Below are 20,607 nucleotides of genomic sequence, written 5' to 3' on the forward strand. Positions count from 1 at the left end.
TCTTTAGCTTCAAACCGATCTACATCCCCAGCTCTGCTTTAAGCTCAAGCAGCGCATCGCGAAGCTCTGCCGCACGCTCGAACTGCAAGCTCTTGGCCGCTTCCTTCATCTCGGCTTCCAAACGCTGCAGCAACGACTGGCGCTCCTTCTTCGACATCTTCTCGACACCGATCCCGGACAAGAAATCGTTCTTCTGATCCGCTGACTTCGTCGCTTCGATAATGTCATGCACTTTCTTGCGGATCGTTGTAGGCGTGACGCCATGCTGCTCGTTGTAAGCAATCTGGATGGTACGACGACGATTCGTCTCTTCGATCGCCTTCGTCATGGAGTCGGTCATCTTATCTGCATACATAATAACACGGCCATCGGAGTTACGGGCTGCACGACCGATCGTTTGAATCAGCGACCGCTCTGAACGTAAGAAGCCTTCCTTGTCCGCATCCAATATGGTCACAAGTGAAACCTCCGGCAAATCCAAGCCTTCCCGGAGCAAGTTAATCCCGATGAGAACATGAAATACGCCAATACGCAGATCACGCAATATCGCGAGTCGTTCCAGTGTCTTAATGTCGGAGTGTAAATAACGAACCTTAATGCCGACATCCTTCATATAATCAGTCAAATCCTCTGACATCTTCTTCGTCAGCGTTGTGACCAGAACACGTTCGTCCTTGGCAATCCGATCACGGATCTCAACAAGCAGATCATCGATCTGGCCTTTCGTCTTCCGCACTTCGATAATCGGATCCAGCAAACCGGTCGGACGAATAATCTGCTCTACCATCGTAGGGCATTTCTCCAGCTCATAAGGTCCCGGCGTTGCGGATACATAGACCACTTGTTTGACTTTATTCTCAAATTCTTCGAAACGAAGAGGACGGTTATCCATAGCAGACGGCAATCGGAAGCCATGATCGACAAGCACTTCTTTACGCGCACGGTCACCGTTGTACATCGCCCGGATCTGCGGAATCGAAACGTGAGACTCATCGATGACGACGAGCATATCATCCGGGAAGTAGTCCATCAGCGTATAAGGTGTTGCTCCACGCTCACGGAACGTCAGCGGTCCGGAATAGTTCTCGATCCCGCTGCAGAAGCCCATCTCCTGCATCATTTCCAAATCGTAACGCGTTCGCTGTTCAAGCCGCTGCAGCTCTAGCAGCTTCCCTTGCTCGCGAAGCTCCGCCAGTCGCTCTTCCAGCTCGGCCTCGATGTTCTTGATGGCCACCTTCATCGTATCCTCGTGCGTTACGAAGTGGGAAGCCGGGAAGATCGCGACATGATCGCGTTCACCGACGATTTCGCCGGTCAACACATCGATCTCCGTAATGCGTTCAATCTCATCACCGAACAATTCGACCCGCATCGCCCGTTCATTATTGGCTACCGGGAAAATCTCTATTATATCGCCGCGTACACGGAATGTTCCGCGAATGAAGTTAATATCATTGCGTTGGTATTGAATATCAACAAGTTTATGAAGAATAGCGTCGCGGGACTTCTCCATCCCTACCCGCAAACTAAGCACAAGCTTCCCGTACTCCATCGGAGAACCGAGACCGTAAATGCACGATACGCTCGCTACGATAATGACGTCACGACGTTCGAACAAAGAGCTCGTAGCGGAGTGGCGCAGTTTATCAATTTCATCGTTGATGCTGGAGTCCTTCTCGATAAATGTATCTGAGGATGGGATGTAGGCTTCAGGCTGATAGTAATCATAATAGCTGACGAAATAAGAGACGGCGTTATCCGGAAAAAATTCCTTAAACTCACTGCAAAGCTGAGCGGCTAGCGTCTTATTATGCGCGATAACCAAAGTCGGCCGGTTCAGCTTGGCGATTGTATTCGCAATCGTATACGTCTTCCCTGTGCCCGTTGCGCCTAGCAGCGTCTGATGATGCGCGCCCGCTTCGATCCCATCCGTCAGCTGCTTAATTGCAGTCGGCTGGTCGCCTTGCGGCGTATAATCCGATCTCAGCTCAAAGAGCTTCTCCTGTCCTTGCTTCTCGAACATTCTTCCTACACCCCAATCCTACGTCTTCTATGAAAATTCAAAAGGCCTATTAATTTGTATGCCCAATATACAGGAAAAAAATAGATTGTCCGTTAAAATCATGCTGTTTACCCAAGCATAAGAATATGTGTTCCCATATGATGTTTATTATACCGATTAACGGGGGCAGTTGCAACGAAAGGTTACTACTTCCTGTCCGGCTTGGAAGGACTTACCGCACGATGCAAAATGCCCCGGCAACCGCCCATTAATGGACAGCGCCGAGGCACCTTCTTATTCTATAATGTCGCTGATTTCGAAGATGATGCTGCCGCATGCTGCTTTGACTTCGCCGTCCGTTTGCTCCAGAGCAGATCAAGCAGGGAAGCCGGCGCTGCCGCTGCGTAATAGTCGGCTTTGTCATCCGGTGCGAGCACGACGCCCAGCTGGTGATGCTCCCCCGCATAACGCGCACGCTGCGCGAACTTGATTTGACCATCATAATTGAGCACTTCCAGCTTACAGAAGGCTGAATTCACATGAAGCGCGCTATACAGCTCTTCCTTCGACCGGACACGAACGCCATTCACCTTATGAATGATCTCTCCGACCAGAATGCCCATTGATTCCGCAGGTGTACCCGGTATGACAGCCAGCACACGCAGCCCCTGATCGTTATGCACATATAGCGGCGCGCTAGCCGCTTCTTTGAAATAACTGATCGCCACGAGCGCCTCGTGCAGCAATAATGCGCAAAGCGCGGCTGCAAGCGTCAGCGGACTCCAGAAGGAAGCCGCGACAGCCACGATTCCGGTACCAATCCCATAGAATAGCAGGCCTTTCGAGGCACTTCGTGCTTTCGCTGCCGGCAGCAGCGAACGTGTCAGCTCCGAGAACCCGATGATCATCGGGAACCCGATCATCGTAAATCCGCTGCTCCACTGGCTGCTATCTCCGAGCAGCAGCGTCCAAGGCAGTGCTGCATCCCCGCTTCCGCCGGTAACAGCCGGCACAAGCAGCAGGATCGGCACCGGCCAATAGCCATGCAGGGCTTGGCCCCCTACAAGCTTGCCTCTCTTCCCCTCAAGGAAGAGCGGACTTGCAGAACGCGCTCCCTGCCAGCGAACGAGCAGCGCCTCTGCCACATGCATAAGCGCAACCAATACGAGCAATCCGGGAATATCCAAGCCAGCTAACGAGCTTGCAGCTGAACCGATCCAGTCGCTTCGATCGCCGAGCGCAGTCCAGCCAAGCCCCCATTGCAAGACACCCAACAACCCTGCGCTATAAGCAAAGCATAAGTACCTGACCCGAATAATCACAAGTACAGCAGCAGTTCCCCACATCCATAGCACCGCATCCGTAGTAACCGAGACACCTAAGAACAGACTAATACAAGAAATCAGTACACCAACGAGCAAGCCTGCTACGATCGTTCTTCCAAGCTGAATCGGCCAAGCATGAAGCCGGACATGGAACATCTTCCGCTCCATTCTTGTCTGCCGCATATATTGAAGCATGATCAGGAGCACCGCTACATAATAAAACGGAGATAGCAGCAGTCCGATGGCCGCCGATCCCGCCTGACGAAGCAATTCCATTGCCGCTTCCAAAGCTTCCACTCCCTCTCGCAAACCAGTACCACTTCGTGATCAAAATAAAAAGAAGGTCCCTCCGCATGACTGCACGGAGACAACCTTCTCTCTATTCGACATGGTCCAAGCGATTTCCTGCCTGCCTGGCGTTATTGTCCGCTGGCAAGCTTCTGCTGAAGCACGTTGACTGCCTTCAATAACTGGGTATCGTTCTTCTCATCGCGAATCTTCGCAACGAGCGCCTCCTCTACCTTCTCCGCAGTCACTTTATCGGCACTGCCGGTGATCGGCAGCTCCGCTTTCTTCTGGAAGGCTTTCACACTTACGACTGTTTGCTGACTGTAATACCCATCTTTACGATCAATGGTATAACCTAGTCCCGCGAGCATGATTTGGAGGCTGCGCGTGTTCTCATTAATTGTATCCGGCTGCAAAGTCGCTTCTTTGGACATGCGGGCTACCGTGTAATAATCCGGCGGCAGCACCTCGATGTCCGGTTTCAGCCCTTTCTCGTGAACCCAGTTGCCAAGCGGCGTCAACCACTTCGCAATGGTCATCTTGACTAAGCTTCCATCGGACATCGCTTTGTCGTAGCTGACCTGCACAGTTCCTTTGCCAAAAGAAGTCTCGCCCACCAACGTAGCATGCGCCTCTTCCTTGAGCGCCCCTGCCAGCACCTCGGACGCGCTTGCGCTGCCCTTATTCATCAGTACCGCGATCGGGTATTTCTTGCCGCTTCCGGCAGACACCGTTTTCTCCCGATGCCCGTCCTTATCTTCTACCTGCACGATCGGCTCGCCCTTCGGCACGAAAGGCTGCGCAACCGATACAACAACAGGCAGCACGCCGCCGGGATTGCCCCGCACGTCAATGATCAACGCCTTCATCCCTTGTTTCTCCAGCTTCGTTAGTTCTTCTTCGAACCGTTCGCCGGTATTGAGGGAGAATTGACGAATCTCGATAACACCGATGCCGCCATCCTGCATGCGCGCATAGACCGTTTCATAATCAATGTCGTCCCGTACGATCGTCAACTGCAGCGGCTGCGTCATTCCGGCCCGCTGAATGACCAATTTCACCTTCGATCCTTTGGGTCCGCGGATTTTGGCTACGGCATCATTCAAGGATAGGCCGTCCAGCGTCTCCCCGTTTACTTTTAGCAAAATATCATTCGGGAGAACACCTGCCCGCTCTGCCGGTGAATCCTTAATCGCGGACTCGACGGTGATTTTGCCATCCTTCATCTGAACGCCTGCACCAATGCCCGTAAACGATCCTTCAATGGACTCAGAGAAGTGCTTCGCTACTTCCTTCTTCATATAAACCGAATAAGGATCGCCCAGCGCTTCCATCATCCCGTTAACTGCCCCGTCAAGCACCTTCGTCCGATCGACCTCGCGAAAATATTTGTTCTCAATCAAACCGAGTACCGTGTTTAATTTCTGAAGCTCCTTCTCGCTCAGCTCATCATGTCCGGACGATTCCGATGACGCCGCTCTAGCTGTCGTTCCATCGCTCTCAATTGCAATGAAGCGGTCTGCAACCGTCAAGGTCACAAGCGTAGATGCCGCCATTGTGAGCAAGATGAACGCTGCTACTGTTCGTCCTTTGAACTGCACGTCAACACCCCTTCGTGAGCATACCCTGCCTATGGTGAGATTGTTTTTCCCCTTACTTCTGACATCTCCCCTAGTATATGACAAGCCGCACCCAATTATTTGCATCTGGGTACGGCATCGTCATGTCAGCATTCGAGCCTGTAGGCTCCGCCCGCTATTTATTTCAGATAAGGTGCGGGATTAACCGCCTCTTGGTTCTTGCGTACTTCAAAATGCAAATGGTTCCCGGTGGACATGCCCGTGCTTCCCACTTCCGCAATTTTCTGGCCGCGCTTCACGGTTTGACCTTTCTCTACCTTGATGCCGCCATTGCGAATATGTCCGTAAACCGTCCACAGCCCGCCGCCATGATCGATGATGACACAGTTGCCATACTCACTCCACCACTGTGCAACAATGACCAGACCCGACTCAGCGGCGTAGATCGACGTTCCGCCCGGAGCCGCCATATCCATCCCGGCATGAAGTTTCTTTCTTCCGGTTACGGGGTGAATCCGATAGCCAAACGGTGAAGACAACCGCCATTCGGCATGAAGCGGCATACCAAGCTTGCCGCCGGTGTAGTACACTTTAATTTTTTTCTTCTTCGCTTCCAAGTCGGACACTTTCTTCGCCAGACTAATCAGCAGATCTGCTTGCTCTTCGCTGATCTCTTCCAGCTCTTCCGCCTGGCTCTTATATTTAAGCACCATAACTTCTTTTTCTTTCTCTTTATCCTTGAGCAGGTCAGCAAAACCTGCGAGCTTCACGTACATCTGCTTGACTTCGCCGAGCGACTTCTCCACTTCGGCCTTCTTCTGTGTAATAAGCGCTTTGTCTTTCTTGTGGTCAGCGAGAATATCACGGTCTTGGCTTAGAATCGACTTCAACGAGTCCATCCGGTCAATAAAGTCGCCAAAGCTTGTTGCGCTGAGCATCACATCGATATAGGATACGAATCCATTCGTATACATCAAACGAATGCGTGACTGCAGCAGCTTGTCCCGCGTCTTCAGACGTTTCTCTGCCGTATCGAGGTCTTCACCGGCTTGCTGCAGCTTCTCCTCCGTCGTTTCCACTTGGGACTGCACGGTGCTCAGCTGCGTGCTGACTTCACTGATTTGCTGCATGATTTCGTTGACAGACTTCGCTGTCTTCTCTTTCATGGCCAGCACATATTCCTTGTCTTTGTCCGCTTGATTGCGGTTATGAGAAGCTGCGCTCATCTCTTTGCGCACTTTAGCGAGCTCACTGTTGATTTTGTCTAGCTGCGAGGAAGCTTCGCCTTGATAGGGTTGGAACACAAATCCGGCAAATACGATAATGGCTAGAACGGCGATCCCTTTCTTCACGTTCACGTTTCCATTCACCTACACTTTCAAGTACTTTCGCACCGACAAGGTGCTTCCCCAAATGCCAATCAGAATGCCGAGCCCCATAATCAGGACGGACACATTAAAGCCTGCTTCCTTCAATGTCACAAGTTTAATCATCATGAGACCCAGCTCTACTTGAGATACCTCAACCAATCGGGAGTACCCGAGCATCAGCAAAGTAACCGTGACAACCGAACCGATGATGCCAATCAATGCACCTTCGATAAAGAACGGCCAGCGGATAAAATTATTCGTAGCCCCCACCAGCTTCATAATGCCAATCTCGCGGCGACGTGCCACAATCGTCATCTTGATCGTGTTGGAGATGAGGAACATCGCGGTTAAACCAAGTCCCGCTACGATAACCAGTCCGATGTTGCGAACGGCGTTCATTATTTTGAACAGCGATTCTACGGTGCCTTTCCCGTATTTCACGCTTGTAATCGGCAATGTCTCATCTGCTTTGCCAATCGCTTCAATCTGTTTCGCGGCAAAAGCGATCTTCTGCGGCTCAAACACCTCTACGGTAAAGGAATCCGGCAGCGGGTTGTTCGTCTTGTCATACCCTTCGAGCAGTTCAGCACCGTCGGCACCGATGCTCTCGCGAAGGGATTCAAGCCCCTTCTCTTTGGATACAAATTCGATCTTGCTAACTTCCGGAATGTTGCCGATGGCATTCTTAAGCTCGTTAATCTTGGCATCCTCTGTATTCAGCTGCAAGTACACCCGAATCTGTACCTGGCTCTCAATTTGGTCCGCCAAGTTGTTGACGTTCAATGCCAGCAGTAGAAAAGCGCCAAGAATAAATAAGGAAATGACGATGGAGCTGACGGAGGCAAAAGTCATCCAGCCGTTGCGCACCACGTTCTTCACCCCTTCGCGAAGGTGGCGGATAATGGTGCTAACTTTCATAGCCATACTCTCCTCTCACTTCATCACGCACAATCGTTCCGTTCTCGATGGCGATGACGCGTTTGCGGAGCGTATTCACAATCTCTTTGTTGTGCGTGGCCATGATGATCGTAGTGCCGCGGAAGTTAATCTCTTCGAGCAAATTCATAATGCCCCATGAGGTTTCAGGGTCAAGGTTGCCGGTAGGCTCATCCGCCACGATGACGGCCGGATTGTTGACGATCGCGCGCGCGATGGCGACCCGCTGCTGCTCGCCGCCCGATAGCTGCTGAGGGAAGCTTGCATGCTTACCGCGAAGTCCGACGAGCTCCAGCACTTCCATCGTCCGTTTCTTGATGACTCTGCGCGGCGCTTCAATAACCTCCATCGCAAACGCGATGTTCTCATAGACGGTCAGTTTCGGCAGCAAGCGATAATCTTGGAAAATAACGCCTATGTTCCGCCGAACATAGGGGATCTTACGGGGTTTTAACTTACCGATGTTAAACCCATTCACGGAGATTTGTCCTTTGGATGGAATTTCCTCGCGGTAGATCAGTTTCATGAAGGTAGATTTTCCAGCTCCGGAAGGTCCAACCAAGTAAACGAATTCATTACGGTCTATGCGAACAGAAACGCCGCGGAGTGCATGAGTGCCGTCTGCGTACGTCTTCCAAATATCTTGCAATTCAATCACGATATCACATCCTGTAGGTAGTCAGCTTTTAACTATTCGACATGATCGCGGTAAATCCTCTACCAAAGTCCTGTTTTCTGCATTTTTCATATTTCTCATGACCGTAAAGCGCGAATCTAGTGCTTCGTACCGTATATTTTTCGACAAACGTCCTGTTCGCGGCCTTTAGCGGCTTGGTTCATTGAAGAGAATTGTACAAACAGGTGGCAGAAATGAAGCCCTCGGCGCATATACATGTACGAATACTGGCCCCGAGGTGATAGGAAGCTATGAATACGAAACGGCTGCAGCTAATCTGGATTCTGGCGGGAGTGTGCCTGCTCGCGTCTGCCGGATGGGGCGGGTTATGGTTATATGCGTCCCAGCATACGATTCCGAAGCAAGTACATGTTGTCTTGAGAAAACCTACAGAGACGAACGGACAGATGCTGGGGAGTGATGCCGTCATCCCCATTGGTTCCCTTCGCATCGAGGATGCTAAGCAGTTGCTGACTCTGCGGAAGCAACAGCTCAAACAGCTAGCGATTACGATAAAAGGCGGCACGGGTGAAGGGAAGAAGAAAACGTGGACACTCGAACAGCTCGGCATTGAAGTGGATACGAAGGATGCCGTGGCGGCCATCGACCGCTTGAACAGCGGTTCATTGTGGACAAGAGCCAAGTATCGATGGGGATTTCAGCAGCAGCTGGCCATTGGAGTGAGTTTGGACAAAGAGGTGTTCGTGGGGAAAATACGCAGTACTTGGGGCTGGATGGACGCAGGTGAACCGGTGAATGCAACGCGGAAAATTACGAACGACGACAAGGTCGTCTATACGCCGCACAAGGATGCCTATCGACTCGATACCGATAAAATGTATGCCCATGCTGTTGCTGCCATCGGAAAGTCGATTGCGAGCAAATGGGGAAAGAAGCTGTCTCCGATGACCTGGCCGGTGGAGCTCCGCGTTATCCATCCTTCCATCACCCTGCAGCGCTTGAAGGATGAAGGGGTCGAACGGCTTATCTCTTCCTTTACCACGACGTTTAGGACGAGCGGCGCCGGTCGTGCTTACAATGTGACAATGACGGCTAAGACGCTGAGCGGCATGGAGCTTGCTCCCGGTGAACTGTTCGATTACAGCAAAGTCATTGCCCTTACCAGCAAGAAATACGGCTATCGCCAAGCGCCCGTCATTCTAAACGGCGAGTTCGTTCCGGGCGTCGGAGGCGGGATCTGCCAAGTGTCCAGCACCTTGTACAATGCTGTATTATTTGCAGGCCTTGATATGGTGGAGCGGCGCAATCACTCCCTCCCCGTTGCTTATTTGCCGATGGGCCGAGATGCGACCTACGCCGATGATGCGATCAACTTCAAGTTCAAGAACACGACCGGCAAGCATCTCGTCATTGTAACGGAAGTGGAGAATCGCCGAGTGACGGTAAAGATCTTCGGGACCTTACCGAGGAATGTGCAGTACAAGTTAGATTCCAAGACGGTGGCTACTGTCGTTCCACCGGTGAAGGAAGTGCCGTCGGCTTCCATGATGCCCGGCGAACGACGCAAGCTTGCATCCGGCAAACCCGGCTACATTGTCGAGACGTACCGCACGAAGCTGGAGAATGGTGTGAAAGTTTCGCGCACGCGCATCTCGCGGGATACCTACCGGGCACAACCTGTCGTCTATGCCGTCGCTCCGGAGCAGTCTCATCCCGACAACGGCAAGGATGAAGCGCCGCTGCTTGAGGATGGCGTAGCGCAGTAGGCGGAAGTGATAAACTGTCCATTCTGGCGGCAGGTAGCTGGTACCTCTCTTGGTGCTATTTCGTCGCTTTCTCACTAATGTGCGGTAGCTACTACCTACCTCTCTTCTAGCGTGCCCGCTCAACAGCGAGGCCGCCGATAGCCTGAGGCAGCTCCTCCTACCTAAATAGCATACAAAAAAGGCCGTAAAGCCAAGTAGTATAGTCTACTTGAAATTACGGCCTGTTTGCTATTTAGCGGCTGCGCTCCGCGTATTCGGTAATCCATTCCGCTGTTGCGGCCAGGTCTTGCTCCGCGCGGGCGATGGCTTCGACGACTTGCGTCTTGGCCGTGCCGCCGTAGACGTTGCGTGCATTGACAACATTCTCCGGCTGCAGCACCTCATAGATGCGATCGTCGAACAACGAAGAGAACTGCTTGAACTCATCGAGCGTGAGATCCAGCAAGTATTTGCCCTGCTGAATGCAGTACAATACCGTCTTGCCGATGACTTCATGCGCTTGACGGAACGGCAGACCTTTGCCAACCAGGAAGTCGGCGATATCGGTCGCGTTCGAGAAGTCTTGATTGACGGCTTGACGCATCCGGTCCTTGTTCACCTTCATCGTTGCCACCATTGGGGCAAACAATTGCAGCGCGCCTTGCAGCGTGCGGACCGTATCGAACATGCCTTCTTTGTCTTCCTGCATGTCCTTGTTATAAGCAAGCGGCAGTGACTTAAGTACAGTCAGCAAGCCAACGAGGTTGCCATAAACGCGACCTGTTTTCCCGCGAACAAGCTCCGGCACGTCCGGATTTTTCTTCTGCGGCATAATGCTGCTGCCTGTGCAGAATGCATCGTCGAGCTCAACAAAGTGGAACTCGGTGCTCGACCACAAGATGAACTCTTCGCTTAGACGCGAGAGATGCATCATGATGATGGATGCATGCGACAGGAATTCCAGAATGAAGTCGCGGTCGCTTACCGCATCGAGGCTGTTCTCGTAGACGCGGTCAAACTTCAGCTGACTCGCTACGAAATGACGATCGATCGGGAACGTCGTTCCTGCCAATGCGCCAGCTCCGAGGGGTAATGTATTCACCCGTTTGTAGCTGTCCTGCAAACGCTCGATATCACGGCCGAACATGGAAACATAGGCCATCATATGATGCGCGAACAGGATTGGCTGTGCACGCTGCAGATGCGTATAACCGGGCAGAATCGTATCAATGTTTGCTGTAGCTTGCTGCACCAACGCAGCTTGCAGCTTCTGCAGCAGATCAACGAACTCCACGACCCGCTTGCGCAGGTACAGATGCATATCCGTCGCAACCTGATCGTTGCGGCTGCGGCCAGTGTGCAGCTTGCCGCCAACCGGACCCACATCGTCGATCAGCGTCTTCTCGATGTTCATGTGAATATCTTCATCGGCAATGGAGAATTCAATGTCGCCGCGCTTGATGCGCTGCAAGACGCGATGCAGGCCATCAATGATCTTCTCCACGTCGTCTGCAGGCAGAATGCCCTGCTTGCCCAGCATCGTGACATGTGCCAGGCTGCCTTGAATATCTTCTTCCGCAAGCTCTTTATCAAATAAAATGGATGCCGTATATTCCTCTACCAGTTGGTCGGTTTTCTTCGTAAACCGGCCGCCCCATAATTTACTCACACAGGTGCACTCCTTTATCGTTTCGCTTGCCTTACTGCTGCTTGTTCTGCTCCACGCCGGAGGAAACTTTCAGACGCAGCGCGTTCAGGCGGATAAAGCCGGTTGCATCGCCTTGGTCATACGCTTTGGACGGATCCGCTTCCATCGTTGCGATATCCGGATTGTACAAGCTGACCGGGCTCTTCACGCCGGCACCGATTACATTGCCTTTGTACAGCTTCAGACGAACAACGCCTGTTACGTTCTTCTGGCTTTCGAGTACGAGCGCTTGCAGCGCCAGACGCTCAGGTGCGAACCAGAAGCCGTTATATACGAGTGATGCGTATTTGGAAATGAGGGAATCACGCAAATGCATGACGTCGCGGTCCATCGTGAGCGACTCCATTTTGCGGTGTGCAGAGAATAGAATCGTACCGCCCGGTGTCTCGTATACACCGCGGCTCTTCATGCCGACGAAACGGTTCTCCACCATATCAACACGGCCGATGCCGTGCTTGCCGCCAAGCTCATTCAACTTCTCCATTGCTTGCAGCGGGCTCAGGTTCTCTCCATTAACTGCGACACAATTGCCGGCTTCGAAGGTAAGCTCCACATATTCAGCTTGATCCGGCGCGTCCTCAGGGGACACGGACAAGACAAACATCCCTTTGTTCTCGTCACTGCTTGGATCGAACCAAGGATCCTCCAGCATGCCGCTCTCAAAGCTGATGTGCAGCAGGTTGCGGTCCATCGAATACGGCTTAGCCGCAGACGCTTGAACCGGAATGTTGTGCTTCTCTGCATATGCGATCATTTCAGCGCGTCCCGGGAATTGTTCACGGAATGCTTCAATGCGCCAAGGAGCGATTACGTCGATGTCCGGAGCAAGTGCAGCAGCCGTCAGCTCGAAACGAACTTGGTCGTTGCCTTTGCCTGTTGCGCCGTGCGCAATAGCTGTTGCGCCTTCAGCGCGAGCGATGTCCACCATGCGTTTCGCAATCAGCGGACGTGCGATGGAAGTACCCAGCAGGTACTGACCTTCATAGAGTGCGCCGGATTGGAACATTGGATAGATGAAATCTTCCGCGAACTCGTCGCGCAGATCATCGATGTACACTTTGGAAGCGCCTGTAGCCAACGCTTTCGCTTCCAGACCATCCAGCTCATCCTTTTGTCCGATGTCCGCTGTGAATGCGATAATTTCCGCATCGTAGGTTTCTTTGAGCCATTTTAGAATAACAGACGTATCCAGACCGCCCGAGTAAGCCAGCACGATTTTTTCCTTCGCCATGATTCAGTCAACACTCCCTATTGTGAATTGAATGCTATAAGTCCCGCGTAATGTTCGTTGCCCTACATAATTGCAGCCATGATCGCCTTCTGCGCATGCAGACGGTTCTCAGCCTGATCGAAAATAATCGATTGCTTGCCATCGATAACGCCTTCGCTTACTTCCTCGCCGCGATGCGCTGGCAGGCAGTGCATGAACAAATAGTCGCTCTTCGCGTAGCGAACCAGATCCTCATTCACTTGATACGCGGCAAAAGCCAGCTCGCGCTCCTTCTGTTCCGCCTCAAAGCCCATGCTCGCCCATACGTCCGTGTAAACGACATCAGCGTCCGCGATCGCTTCCTTCGGATCACGGCACACATGAATGCGCGAGCCGGTTTCGGCTGCGCTCGCCTTCGTCAACGCTACAACATCAGCGTCCGGCTCGTAGCCTTCCGGCGTCGCCACCGAAATATGCATGCCGAGCTTCGCTGCGCCCATCATTAAGGAGTGCACCATATTGTTGCCATCGCCGATGTACGCCACTTTAAGTCCTTCAAGGCGCCCCTTATGCTCGAGCACCGTTTGATAATCGCACAACGCTTGGCATGGATGCGACAGATCTGTAAGGCCGTTAATGACCGGCACGGTAGCTGCACGAGCAAGCTCGATGACCGTACGGTGCGCAAACGTGCGGATCATCATGCCGTCCAGATAACGCGACAGCGTCTGCGCCGTATCGGAGATCGTCTCCCCGCGGCCGATCTGCAGATCGTTACGGCTAAGGAACAGCGCATGCCCGCCGAGCTGGTACATCCCGACTTCAAAGGAAACACGCGTACGCGTGGATGATTTCTCAAAAATCATGCCGAGGGTTTTGCCCTTCAGCGGGTGATAAATTTCGCCGGCCTTCTGCTTGCCCTTCAGCTCGATCGCCAGATCGATCAGGTAGCGTACTTCCGCAGGCGTATAGTCAGCCAAGCCGATAAAGTCACGGCCTTTGAGGCCAATTGCCAGTTCTTCGGTCAACAATTGTGACATGTGGGTGGTTCTCCCTTCTTTCTACAGCTGCGCTGGAGCCGTTTGATCCGCAAAAATCGAGGTCAGAATGCTCACCGCTTGATCTATTTCTTCACGCGAAACGATTAGGCTAGGCAGCAAACGGACAACGTCCGGACCTGCTGTAACGACTAACAAACCACGCTTCTGGCCTTCAGCGATGATATTCGCAACCGGACCGCTGCATACGATGCCGATCATCAGTCCCTTGCCGCGAATGTCCTTCACAAACGGGTTGCCTGCAAGCTTCTCACGCAGCTGCCCCACGAGGTAATCGCCGCTCTCAGCCGCACGCTCCGGTGCTTTCTCGCTGATAATCGTCTCTACCGTCGCCTTCACGACAGCTGTAGCAATTGGAGTCCCGCCGAACGTCGAGCCGTGGCTGCCGGCTGTGAACGCTTCGATCAGCTCGCCTTTGGCCAGCATAGCGCCGACTGGGAAACCGCTCCCCAGTCCTTTGGCCAATGTGAAGATATCAGGCTCAATCCCGTAATGCTCAAACGAAAACAGCTTACCGGTACGACCCATGCCTGTTTGAATCTCATCTATGATAAGGAGCAAACCGCGCTCCTTGCAAAGCTTAGCCAAATGCTGCACGAACGCAGGCTCAACCGGAATTACGCCGCCTTCTGCCTGGATCATTTCGATCATGATAGCAGCCGTCTTATTGGTAATTGCCGCTTCCAGCGCTTCGATGTCATGCAGCGGGATGTAGCGGAACCCTTCAGGAAGCGGCCCAAAGCCTTCTTTTACTTTCTCTTGACCCGTTGCCGTCAACGTTGCCAGCGTTCTGCCGTGGAAGGATTGGGCGAACGTAATGATTTCATAGCGACCGTTGCCCTTCACTTTCTGATGGTAACGGCGGGCAAGCTTAATTGCCGCTTCATTGGCTTCCGCGCCGGAGTTGCAGAAGAACACGGCTTCGGCATGGCTGTTGTCCGTCAGCACCTTCGCTGCCGCTTCTTGATTCGGAATGTGAAACAGATTGGATACATGCCACAGCTCATCGAGCTGCTTCACAAGCGCTTCTTTCACTTGCTTCGGCGCATGACCCAGATTCGTTACGGCCAGGCCGCCCATGAAATCTAAGTATTTGTTCCCTTTGTCATCCCAGAGCCAGCTGCCTTCACCCTTCACAAGTGAAATCGGATATCTTGCATACGTCGGAAATAGCGAGCTGCCAGCTGCTTCTGTACCTTTGTTCATATCGCTCATCATTCGTTCACCCCACTAATAATTAAGATTGTATAATTCTTGTTCCAATGCCGCCTTCGAGAACAGCCTTGCTGAGTACGCCCGGTACGTCGCCATTAACGATGACGACTTCCTTCACGCGTCCTTGAATACATGCGATCGCTGCGCGAACCTTCGGAATCATGCCTCCGTAAATCTCACCGCTTGCAATCATCTCTTCGATCTCATCCACGGTTGCAGTAGGGAGCACTTGCTTCTCTCCGTCTACCGTCTTCAGGATACCAGGCACATCCGTTACCACAATCATCTGCTCCACACCCAGATGCGAAGCAACAGCACCTGCTGCCGTATCTGCATTGATGTTGTAGCGTTGTCCTGCCGCGTCGATGCCGATCGGCGCGATTACGGGAATGTAGCCCATGCCCATGACGCCTTCGATAATCGTTGCATTTACATCCGTTACATCACCGACAAAACCGATCTCGTCTGCGTTCGCCACAGGCTGAGCCGTGATAAGCTCGCCGTCAACACCGGACAAGCCGAGCGCTTTCGCACCGCTTAGACCGATGCGACGGACGATTTCCTTGTTGATCCGTCCTGCCAGCACCATTTCCACAACGTCCAGCACTTCGTCGCTTGTTTTGCGCAAGCCGTTCACGAATTCGCTGGCGATTCCCAGCTTGCCAAGTGTTTCCGAGATAGCCGGGCCGCCCCCATGAACGATGACGGCTTTAACGCCGCGTTCTTGCAAACTCCTCAAATCTTCGAAAAAAGAAGCCGGAAGCGCCGCTAGCGTGCTGCCCCCGCATTTCATCACAAACCGCTGTTCCATAGGTTTCGTCCGTTCCCTTCGTTCCCGAAATCCTGCCCGTTGCTATGTGCGATATGCCGCGTTGATACGGACATAATCATAAGTGAGGTCACAGCCCCAAGCTGTTGCCACGCCTTCACCCATATGCAGATCCACATGAATGACAACCGTGTCGCCTTTCAAGTAAACAAGTGCCGCTTCTTCGTCAAAAGCTATCGGCCGCGATTGCGTAAGCGTCACGATATCGCCTAGCGCGATGTCGACTGTCTCCGGATTCACAGGTACGCCTGCGCGTCCTACAGCCGCAATAATACGGCCCCAGTTCGCATCTGCGCCGAATACAGCGGACTTCACGAGCGAAGAGCCGATAACGGTCTTCGCGATCGCTTGCGCCGCATCATTCGATTCCGCTCCGCGCACTTGCACCTCAACAAGCTTCGTTGCTCCTTCTCCGTCACGCGCGATCGCTTTGGCCAGCACCTCGCACACATAACGGAGTCCATCTGCGAACGCCGCATAATCAGCGTGACCCGCATGCAGCTCTTCGTTGCCTGCAAAACCACTAGCCATCGCTACAAGCATGTCGTTCGTGCTGGTATCGCCGTCAACAGTAATCATGTTAAAGGTTACGTCCGTTACTTGGCGCAGCAGAGTCTGCAGCGCTTCGCTTCCAATCTCCGCATCCGTAGTAACGAAGCCAAGCATCGTCGCCATGTTGGGATGAATCATCCCGCTTCCCTTGGATGCGCCGGCAATATGTACGATCTTGCCGTCTACGGTCACGGAAACACAGACTTCCTTCTTCACGAGATCCGTCGTCAGGATCGCTTGGCAGAAATCATCTGCCGCAGCATAGGAATCTGCCAATCGTGCAGGCAGCTCCGCAATGCCACCGCGTACGCGGTCCATTTTCAGCAGCTCGCCGATGACGCCGGTAGAAGCAACCGCCACCTGCTCGGCAGGTACGCCGATAGCTTCAGCGAATGCGCTGCGCATTTCATAGGCATCCGCATCGCCTTGCTTGCCTGTGCACGCATTCGCGTTGCCGCTGTTCACGATGACCGCGCGCAGCTTGCCGCCGGCGCCGATGCTCTCGCGTGTCACCTGAATCGGTGCCGCTTGGAACACGTTCGTCGTGTACACGCCTGCTGCCGCAGCAGGCACTTCACATACGATTGCGCCAAGGTCATGGCGCGTCGTCTTCTTCAAGCCGCAATGCAAGCCGGCGGCTTTAAAACCTTTAGGTGTCGTAACAGAGCCTTCCGGCACGACGATATAGGTTGGTGATGTGTTCCCCTGTCCCATTGTTCAATCGCGTCTCCTTTTTGGATGAATGCTGAGTTGACCAGAGGTCTCCTCTTTACGGGTACATCGGCACGAAGTTAAGGCCTAGCGCCTCGTCCCAGCCCATCATCAAATTCAAGTTTTGAATGGCCTGCCCAGCAGCACCCTTCACAAGATTATCAATAACCGACACAATCGTGATGCGCCCTGTACGCTCATCTACGGAGAAGCCGATGTCACAGTAGTTGGAGCCTGATACTTCTTTGGTTGCCGGCCATGTGCCGTTCTTGCGAATACGGACAAATTTACGACCTTCATAATAATTGCTGTATAACGCAATAAAGTCCTCAACGCTGTGACCATCTTTAACGGTCGCATAGATCGTGCTCATAATACCGCGCGTCATCGGAACCAAATGGGTCGTGAACGTCGTCAGTACTTTCTCGCCTGCAATATCCGACAACACTTGCTCGATCTCCGGAATATGCTGATGCTTATTGATCTTGTAAGCCTTGAAGTTCTCATTGATTTCCGGATAGTGATTGCCTACGCTGGTTCCGCGACCTGCGCCGGAAACACCGGATTTGGCATCTATAATAATGGTGGAATGATCGATATAGCCTTCTTGTACCGCAGGAATCAATCCAAGCAGTGCCGAGGTCGGGAAACAGCCCGGATTGGAAATAAGATCAACGCCTTGCACAGCATCGCCATACACTTCACATAGACCGTAAACGGCTTGATCCAAGTACTGCTGCTCCGCAGGCTCTTTCTTATACCAAGTCTCGTACTCGCTGCGAGATTTAAGCCGGTGGTCACCGGAAATATCAATCACTTTCAGCCCTTCCGCCAGAAGCGAAGGGATAAGCCGGGCTGCAATGCCCGGTGGAGTTGCTATAAAAACAACCTCAGCTTTGCTTCGTATCAAAGCCGGATTAACGTCATCAAGAATATCTGTGCAAATTTCGGTCAAATGCGGGAACCCTTCCGCAATCGGCGCACCTGCGCTCGACGATGAAATGACAGAAGTCACTTCTACTTGCGGATGGTGGGCCAGAAGCCTGATAAGCTCAACGCCGCCGTACCCTGTTGATCCGATAATCGCTGCTTTCACTGCTTTACTCATGTCCGTTCTCTCCCATCCATATCCTTCCTAGCTATCCATTGTACACGAACAGGGGGATAGAGGAAATAGCTAACACTTTGTATTATTATACATACGTATTCATAATAATTCAACGTAAAAAATACGTATATTTGCGGCAAATTTACGGCAATTGAAAGCCTTCCCCCAGCACCTCGGCTGTATCGCTAATAATAACAAACGCATAGGGGTCTGCCGTCCTCACGAGCCCCTTCAGCTTCGACACTTCGCCTTGTCCGACAACGACCATCAGCACGGTACGCGCTTCGCCCGTATAACCGCCATGCCCATCCAGCTTGGTCAATCCGCGATCCAGATCATGGAGCACTACCTGCGTAATCGCCTCCGGCTTGTCCGAAATAATGAAGGCAACCTTCGAGGTAGCAAGCCCTGTCTGTACAAAATCGATCGTTTTGCTTGTTACAAACAAGCCTACCAGTGCATAAAGTGCATTTTCCGGCGCGATGATAATCCCCGCTGCGGCAATGACGAGACCGTCGAAGCACGCTACTGCCAGCCCCAGCCGCACACCGGTGAAACGATGCAGCAGCTGCGCCGCCAGATCAAGACCGCCTGTCGAAGCTCGTCCCCTGAAAACAAGGCCAAGTCCTGCCCCGACGCCAATCCCGCCATAGATGGATGCGAGCATCGCATTATCCGTAGGTGGCTGCCAATCGGAAGTGAACAAAACAAGCAGCGGCAGCAAGAAGGAGCCAAGTGCTGTCTTCAGTGCGAAGCGTTTGCCGAGCAGCCACAGTCCCACCAAGAAGAGCGGCACGTTAAGTGCCCACTGTGTATAAGCAGGCGGGATATCCCATACGCGATTGACCAAGATGGAAATACCCGATACACCACCGGATGCAATACCAAGCGGTACCAGAAACATGTTGAAGCTGATGGCGATCAGAAAAGAACCGACAAGCAGCAGCGCCACGCTGAGCGCCGCTTCACTCTTGGGCCCCAATGGTTTTCTTAGTCTTCGATTTTCTCTATGTAGCTTCTTCATCCCTTGTTCTTGCTGCAAACTCATTGCTGACCCCATCCTTCTATAGGTAACATCCATTCATCCACAAAAAAGAGTTCCGACACATAGTAGTGTAGGAACTCTTACTCCAGGCTATGCACGCGTTCTTACTAGCCCTTCATTATTGCTCTTCATGACGGATCTTGCTGCGCAAGTAGCCATCGATAAACATATTCAGATCGCCGTCCATCACCGCGCCGACATTGCCTGTCTCCACCGACGTGCGATGGTCCTTGACCATGCTGTACGGATGGAACACATAGGAGCGGATTTGACTGCCCCAAGCAATATCGGATTGCTCGCCGCGAATTTCTGCCAGATGCTTCTGCTGCTCTTCAATCTTACGTTCGTAAAGCTTGGAGCGAAGCATCTGCATCGCACGCTCACGGTTCTGAATCTGCGAGCGCTGCGTCTGGCAGGAAACGACGATACCCGAAGGCATATGCGTGATCCGAATGGCCGATTCCGTCTTGTTGATATGCTGACCGCCCGCGCCGCTGGCCCGGTACGTGTCGACCTTGAGATCCTCTGAACGGATATCAATTTCAATGTCATCGTCAATCTCCGGCATAATGTCACAGGAAACGAAGGACGTATGTCTCCGACCGGAAGCATCGAAAGGCGAGATTCGCACAAGACGATGAACGCCTTTCTCCGCCTTCAAATACCCGTATGCATTATGGCCTTTGACGGAAATCGTTACGCTCTTGATGCCCGCCTCGTCCCCGGCAAGGTAATCCAGAAGCTCTACCTTGAAGCCGGATTTCTCTGCCCAACGTGTGTACATCCGGTACAGCATTTGGCACCAGTCCTGCGACTCCGTGCCGCCCGCGCCGGGATGCAGCTCAAGAATGGCATTCAGCTTGTCATAAGGCTCATTAAGCAACAGTTGAAGCTCAAACTCGCTCACTTTGCCAACGAGCTCCGCAACACTACGCTTCAATTCCGCCTCGAGGCCGGCATCTTCGCCTTCATCTTCCGCCAGCTCCAGCATCGTTTGCAGATCTTCATGCTCACTTTGCATCCGTTCAAATTGATCGACGACGGATTTGACGGCGTTCATCTCGGAGATGGTGGTCTGTGCACGTTCATTGTCATCCCAGAAGCCCGGAGCACTCATTTTCTCTTCGAAATTGAGAATCATCTCTTGCTTAATATCTAAGTCAAAGAGACCCCCTGAGTTCTTGGAGACGCTTCGCCATTTCACGCAGATCTTGTTTCATCGTTATATCTATCATGACGGTCGCTTCACCTCAAAATTAACTTCGTTGCCCTACCTTATGCACTAGGC

At 52.6% G+C, this 20,607-nt stretch carries 16 protein-coding genes; 1 reads left to right on the forward strand and 15 read right to left on the reverse strand.

From position 1 onward, the window contains the following. Positions 1-19: 19 nt before the first annotated feature. The 6 genes from uvrB to ftsE all read right to left on the reverse strand — a co-directional run bounded on the left by uvrB (position 20) and on the right by ftsE (position 8,159). Positions 20-2,023 (reverse strand): excinuclease ABC subunit UvrB, encoded by a 2,004-nt coding sequence (uvrB, locus tag AC0YNS_RS21120; RefSeq protein WP_475782951.1) that lies wholly within the window; start codon positions 2,021-2,023, stop codon positions 20-22. A 278-nt stretch (positions 2,024-2,301) separates the two neighbouring features. Continuing rightward, positions 2,302-3,615, reverse strand: a complete 1,314-nt coding sequence (locus tag AC0YNS_RS21125; protein ID WP_475782952.1) for a PDZ domain-containing protein — start codon at positions 3,613-3,615, stop codon at positions 2,302-2,304. A 131-nt stretch (positions 3,616-3,746) separates the two neighbouring features. Further along, positions 3,747-5,216, reverse strand: coding sequence for a S41 family peptidase (locus tag AC0YNS_RS21130; RefSeq protein ID WP_475782953.1), 1,470 nt, complete (start codon positions 5,214-5,216; stop codon positions 3,747-3,749). A gap of 158 nt (positions 5,217-5,374) precedes the next feature. Beyond that, positions 5,375-6,553 (reverse strand): murein hydrolase activator EnvC family protein, encoded by a 1,179-nt coding sequence (locus AC0YNS_RS21135; protein ID WP_475782954.1) that lies wholly within the window; start codon positions 6,551-6,553, stop codon positions 5,375-5,377. A 12-nt stretch (positions 6,554-6,565) separates the two neighbouring features. After that, complete coding sequence (ftsX, locus tag AC0YNS_RS21140; RefSeq protein WP_475782955.1) at positions 6,566-7,483, reverse strand: permease-like cell division protein FtsX; 918 nt, start codon at positions 7,481-7,483, stop codon at positions 6,566-6,568. Next, positions 7,473-8,159, reverse strand: coding sequence for a cell division ATP-binding protein FtsE (ftsE, locus tag AC0YNS_RS21145; protein WP_475782956.1), 687 nt, complete (start codon positions 8,157-8,159; stop codon positions 7,473-7,475). Before ftsE ends, ftsX begins: the two co-directional genes overlap by 11 nt. Positions 8,160-8,428: 269 nt before the next feature. On the opposite strand from ftsE, the gene AC0YNS_RS21150 reads away from it, so the two are divergent. Next, positions 8,429-9,904 (forward strand): VanW family protein, encoded by a 1,476-nt coding sequence (locus tag AC0YNS_RS21150; protein WP_475782957.1) that lies wholly within the window; start codon positions 8,429-8,431, stop codon positions 9,902-9,904. 232 nt (positions 9,905-10,136) lie between these two features. Here AC0YNS_RS21150 and argH read toward each other — a convergent pair whose 3' ends face one another. The 9 genes from argH to prfB form a co-directional block, all read right to left on the reverse strand. Next, complete coding sequence (argH, locus tag AC0YNS_RS21155) at positions 10,137-11,552, reverse strand: argininosuccinate lyase (RefSeq protein WP_475782958.1); 1,416 nt, start codon at positions 11,550-11,552, stop codon at positions 10,137-10,139. 31 nt (positions 11,553-11,583) lie between these two features. Beyond that, positions 11,584-12,822, reverse strand: coding sequence for an argininosuccinate synthase (locus AC0YNS_RS21160; RefSeq protein WP_475782959.1), 1,239 nt, complete (start codon positions 12,820-12,822; stop codon positions 11,584-11,586). Positions 12,823-12,884: 62 nt separating this feature from the next. Beyond that, entirely contained in the window at positions 12,885-13,841 is a 957-nt protein-coding gene (gene argF / locus AC0YNS_RS21165) for an ornithine carbamoyltransferase (RefSeq protein WP_475782960.1), read from the reverse strand. A gap of 21 nt (positions 13,842-13,862) precedes the next feature. Then, positions 13,863-15,077, reverse strand: coding sequence for an acetylornithine transaminase (locus tag AC0YNS_RS21170; protein ID WP_475782961.1), 1,215 nt, complete (start codon positions 15,075-15,077; stop codon positions 13,863-13,865). A gap of 19 nt (positions 15,078-15,096) precedes the next feature. After that, complete coding sequence (gene argB / locus AC0YNS_RS21175; RefSeq protein WP_475782962.1) at positions 15,097-15,885, reverse strand: acetylglutamate kinase; 789 nt, start codon at positions 15,883-15,885, stop codon at positions 15,097-15,099. A 42-nt stretch (positions 15,886-15,927) separates the two neighbouring features. Beyond that, entirely contained in the window at positions 15,928-17,169 is a 1,242-nt protein-coding gene (argJ, locus tag AC0YNS_RS21180) for a bifunctional ornithine acetyltransferase/N-acetylglutamate synthase (protein WP_475782963.1), read from the reverse strand. Positions 17,170-17,224: 55 nt separating this feature from the next. Continuing rightward, positions 17,225-18,274: an N-acetyl-gamma-glutamyl-phosphate reductase gene (gene argC, locus AC0YNS_RS21185; protein WP_475782964.1), complete on the reverse strand. Its 1,050-nt coding sequence runs from the start codon at positions 18,272-18,274 to the stop codon at positions 17,225-17,227. A gap of 142 nt (positions 18,275-18,416) precedes the next feature. Next, complete coding sequence (locus AC0YNS_RS21190; protein ID WP_475782965.1) at positions 18,417-19,322, reverse strand: YitT family protein; 906 nt, start codon at positions 19,320-19,322, stop codon at positions 18,417-18,419. 115 nt (positions 19,323-19,437) lie between these two features. Next, a protein-coding gene (gene prfB / locus AC0YNS_RS21195; RefSeq protein WP_475782966.1) for a peptide chain release factor 2 occupies positions 19,438-20,554 on the reverse strand; the annotation gives its coding sequence in 2 pieces (ribosomal slippage) (positions 19,438-20,481 and positions 20,483-20,554; 1,116 coding nt in all). Between the last annotated feature and the right edge of the window lie 53 nt (positions 20,555-20,607).

The sequence above is a fragment of the Paenibacillus sp. J22FR21 genome, from assembly GCF_056269135.1.

Excerpts from the sequence above, each read along its gene's own strand:
- uvrB (WP_475782951.1), bottom strand. The coding sequence starts at position 2,023 with ATGTTCGAGAAGCAAGGACAGGAGAAGCTCTTTGAGCTGAGATCGGAT.
- ftsX (WP_475782955.1), bottom strand. The coding sequence starts at position 7,483 with ATGAAAGTTAGCACCATTATCCGCCACCTTCGCGAAGGGGTGAAGAAC.
- AC0YNS_RS21150 (WP_475782957.1), top strand. The coding sequence starts at position 8,429 with ATGAATACGAAACGGCTGCAGCTAATCTGGATTCTGGCGGGAGTGTGC.
- AC0YNS_RS21160 (WP_475782959.1), bottom strand. The coding sequence starts at position 12,822 with ATGGCGAAGGAAAAAATCGTGCTGGCTTACTCGGGCGGTCTGGATACG.
- argF (WP_475782960.1), bottom strand. The coding sequence starts at position 13,841 with ATGTCACAATTGTTGACCGAAGAACTGGCAATTGGCCTCAAAGGCCGT.
- AC0YNS_RS21170 (WP_475782961.1), bottom strand. The coding sequence starts at position 15,077 with ATGATGAGCGATATGAACAAAGGTACAGAAGCAGCTGGCAGCTCGCTA.
- argB (WP_475782962.1), bottom strand. The coding sequence starts at position 15,885 with ATGGAACAGCGGTTTGTGATGAAATGCGGGGGCAGCACGCTAGCGGCG.
- argJ (WP_475782963.1), bottom strand. The coding sequence starts at position 17,169 with ATGGGACAGGGGAACACATCACCAACCTATATCGTCGTGCCGGAAGGC.
- argC (WP_475782964.1), bottom strand. The coding sequence starts at position 18,274 with ATGAGTAAAGCAGTGAAAGCAGCGATTATCGGATCAACAGGGTACGGC.
- AC0YNS_RS21190 (WP_475782965.1), bottom strand. The coding sequence starts at position 19,322 with ATGAGTTTGCAGCAAGAACAAGGGATGAAGAAGCTACATAGAGAAAAT.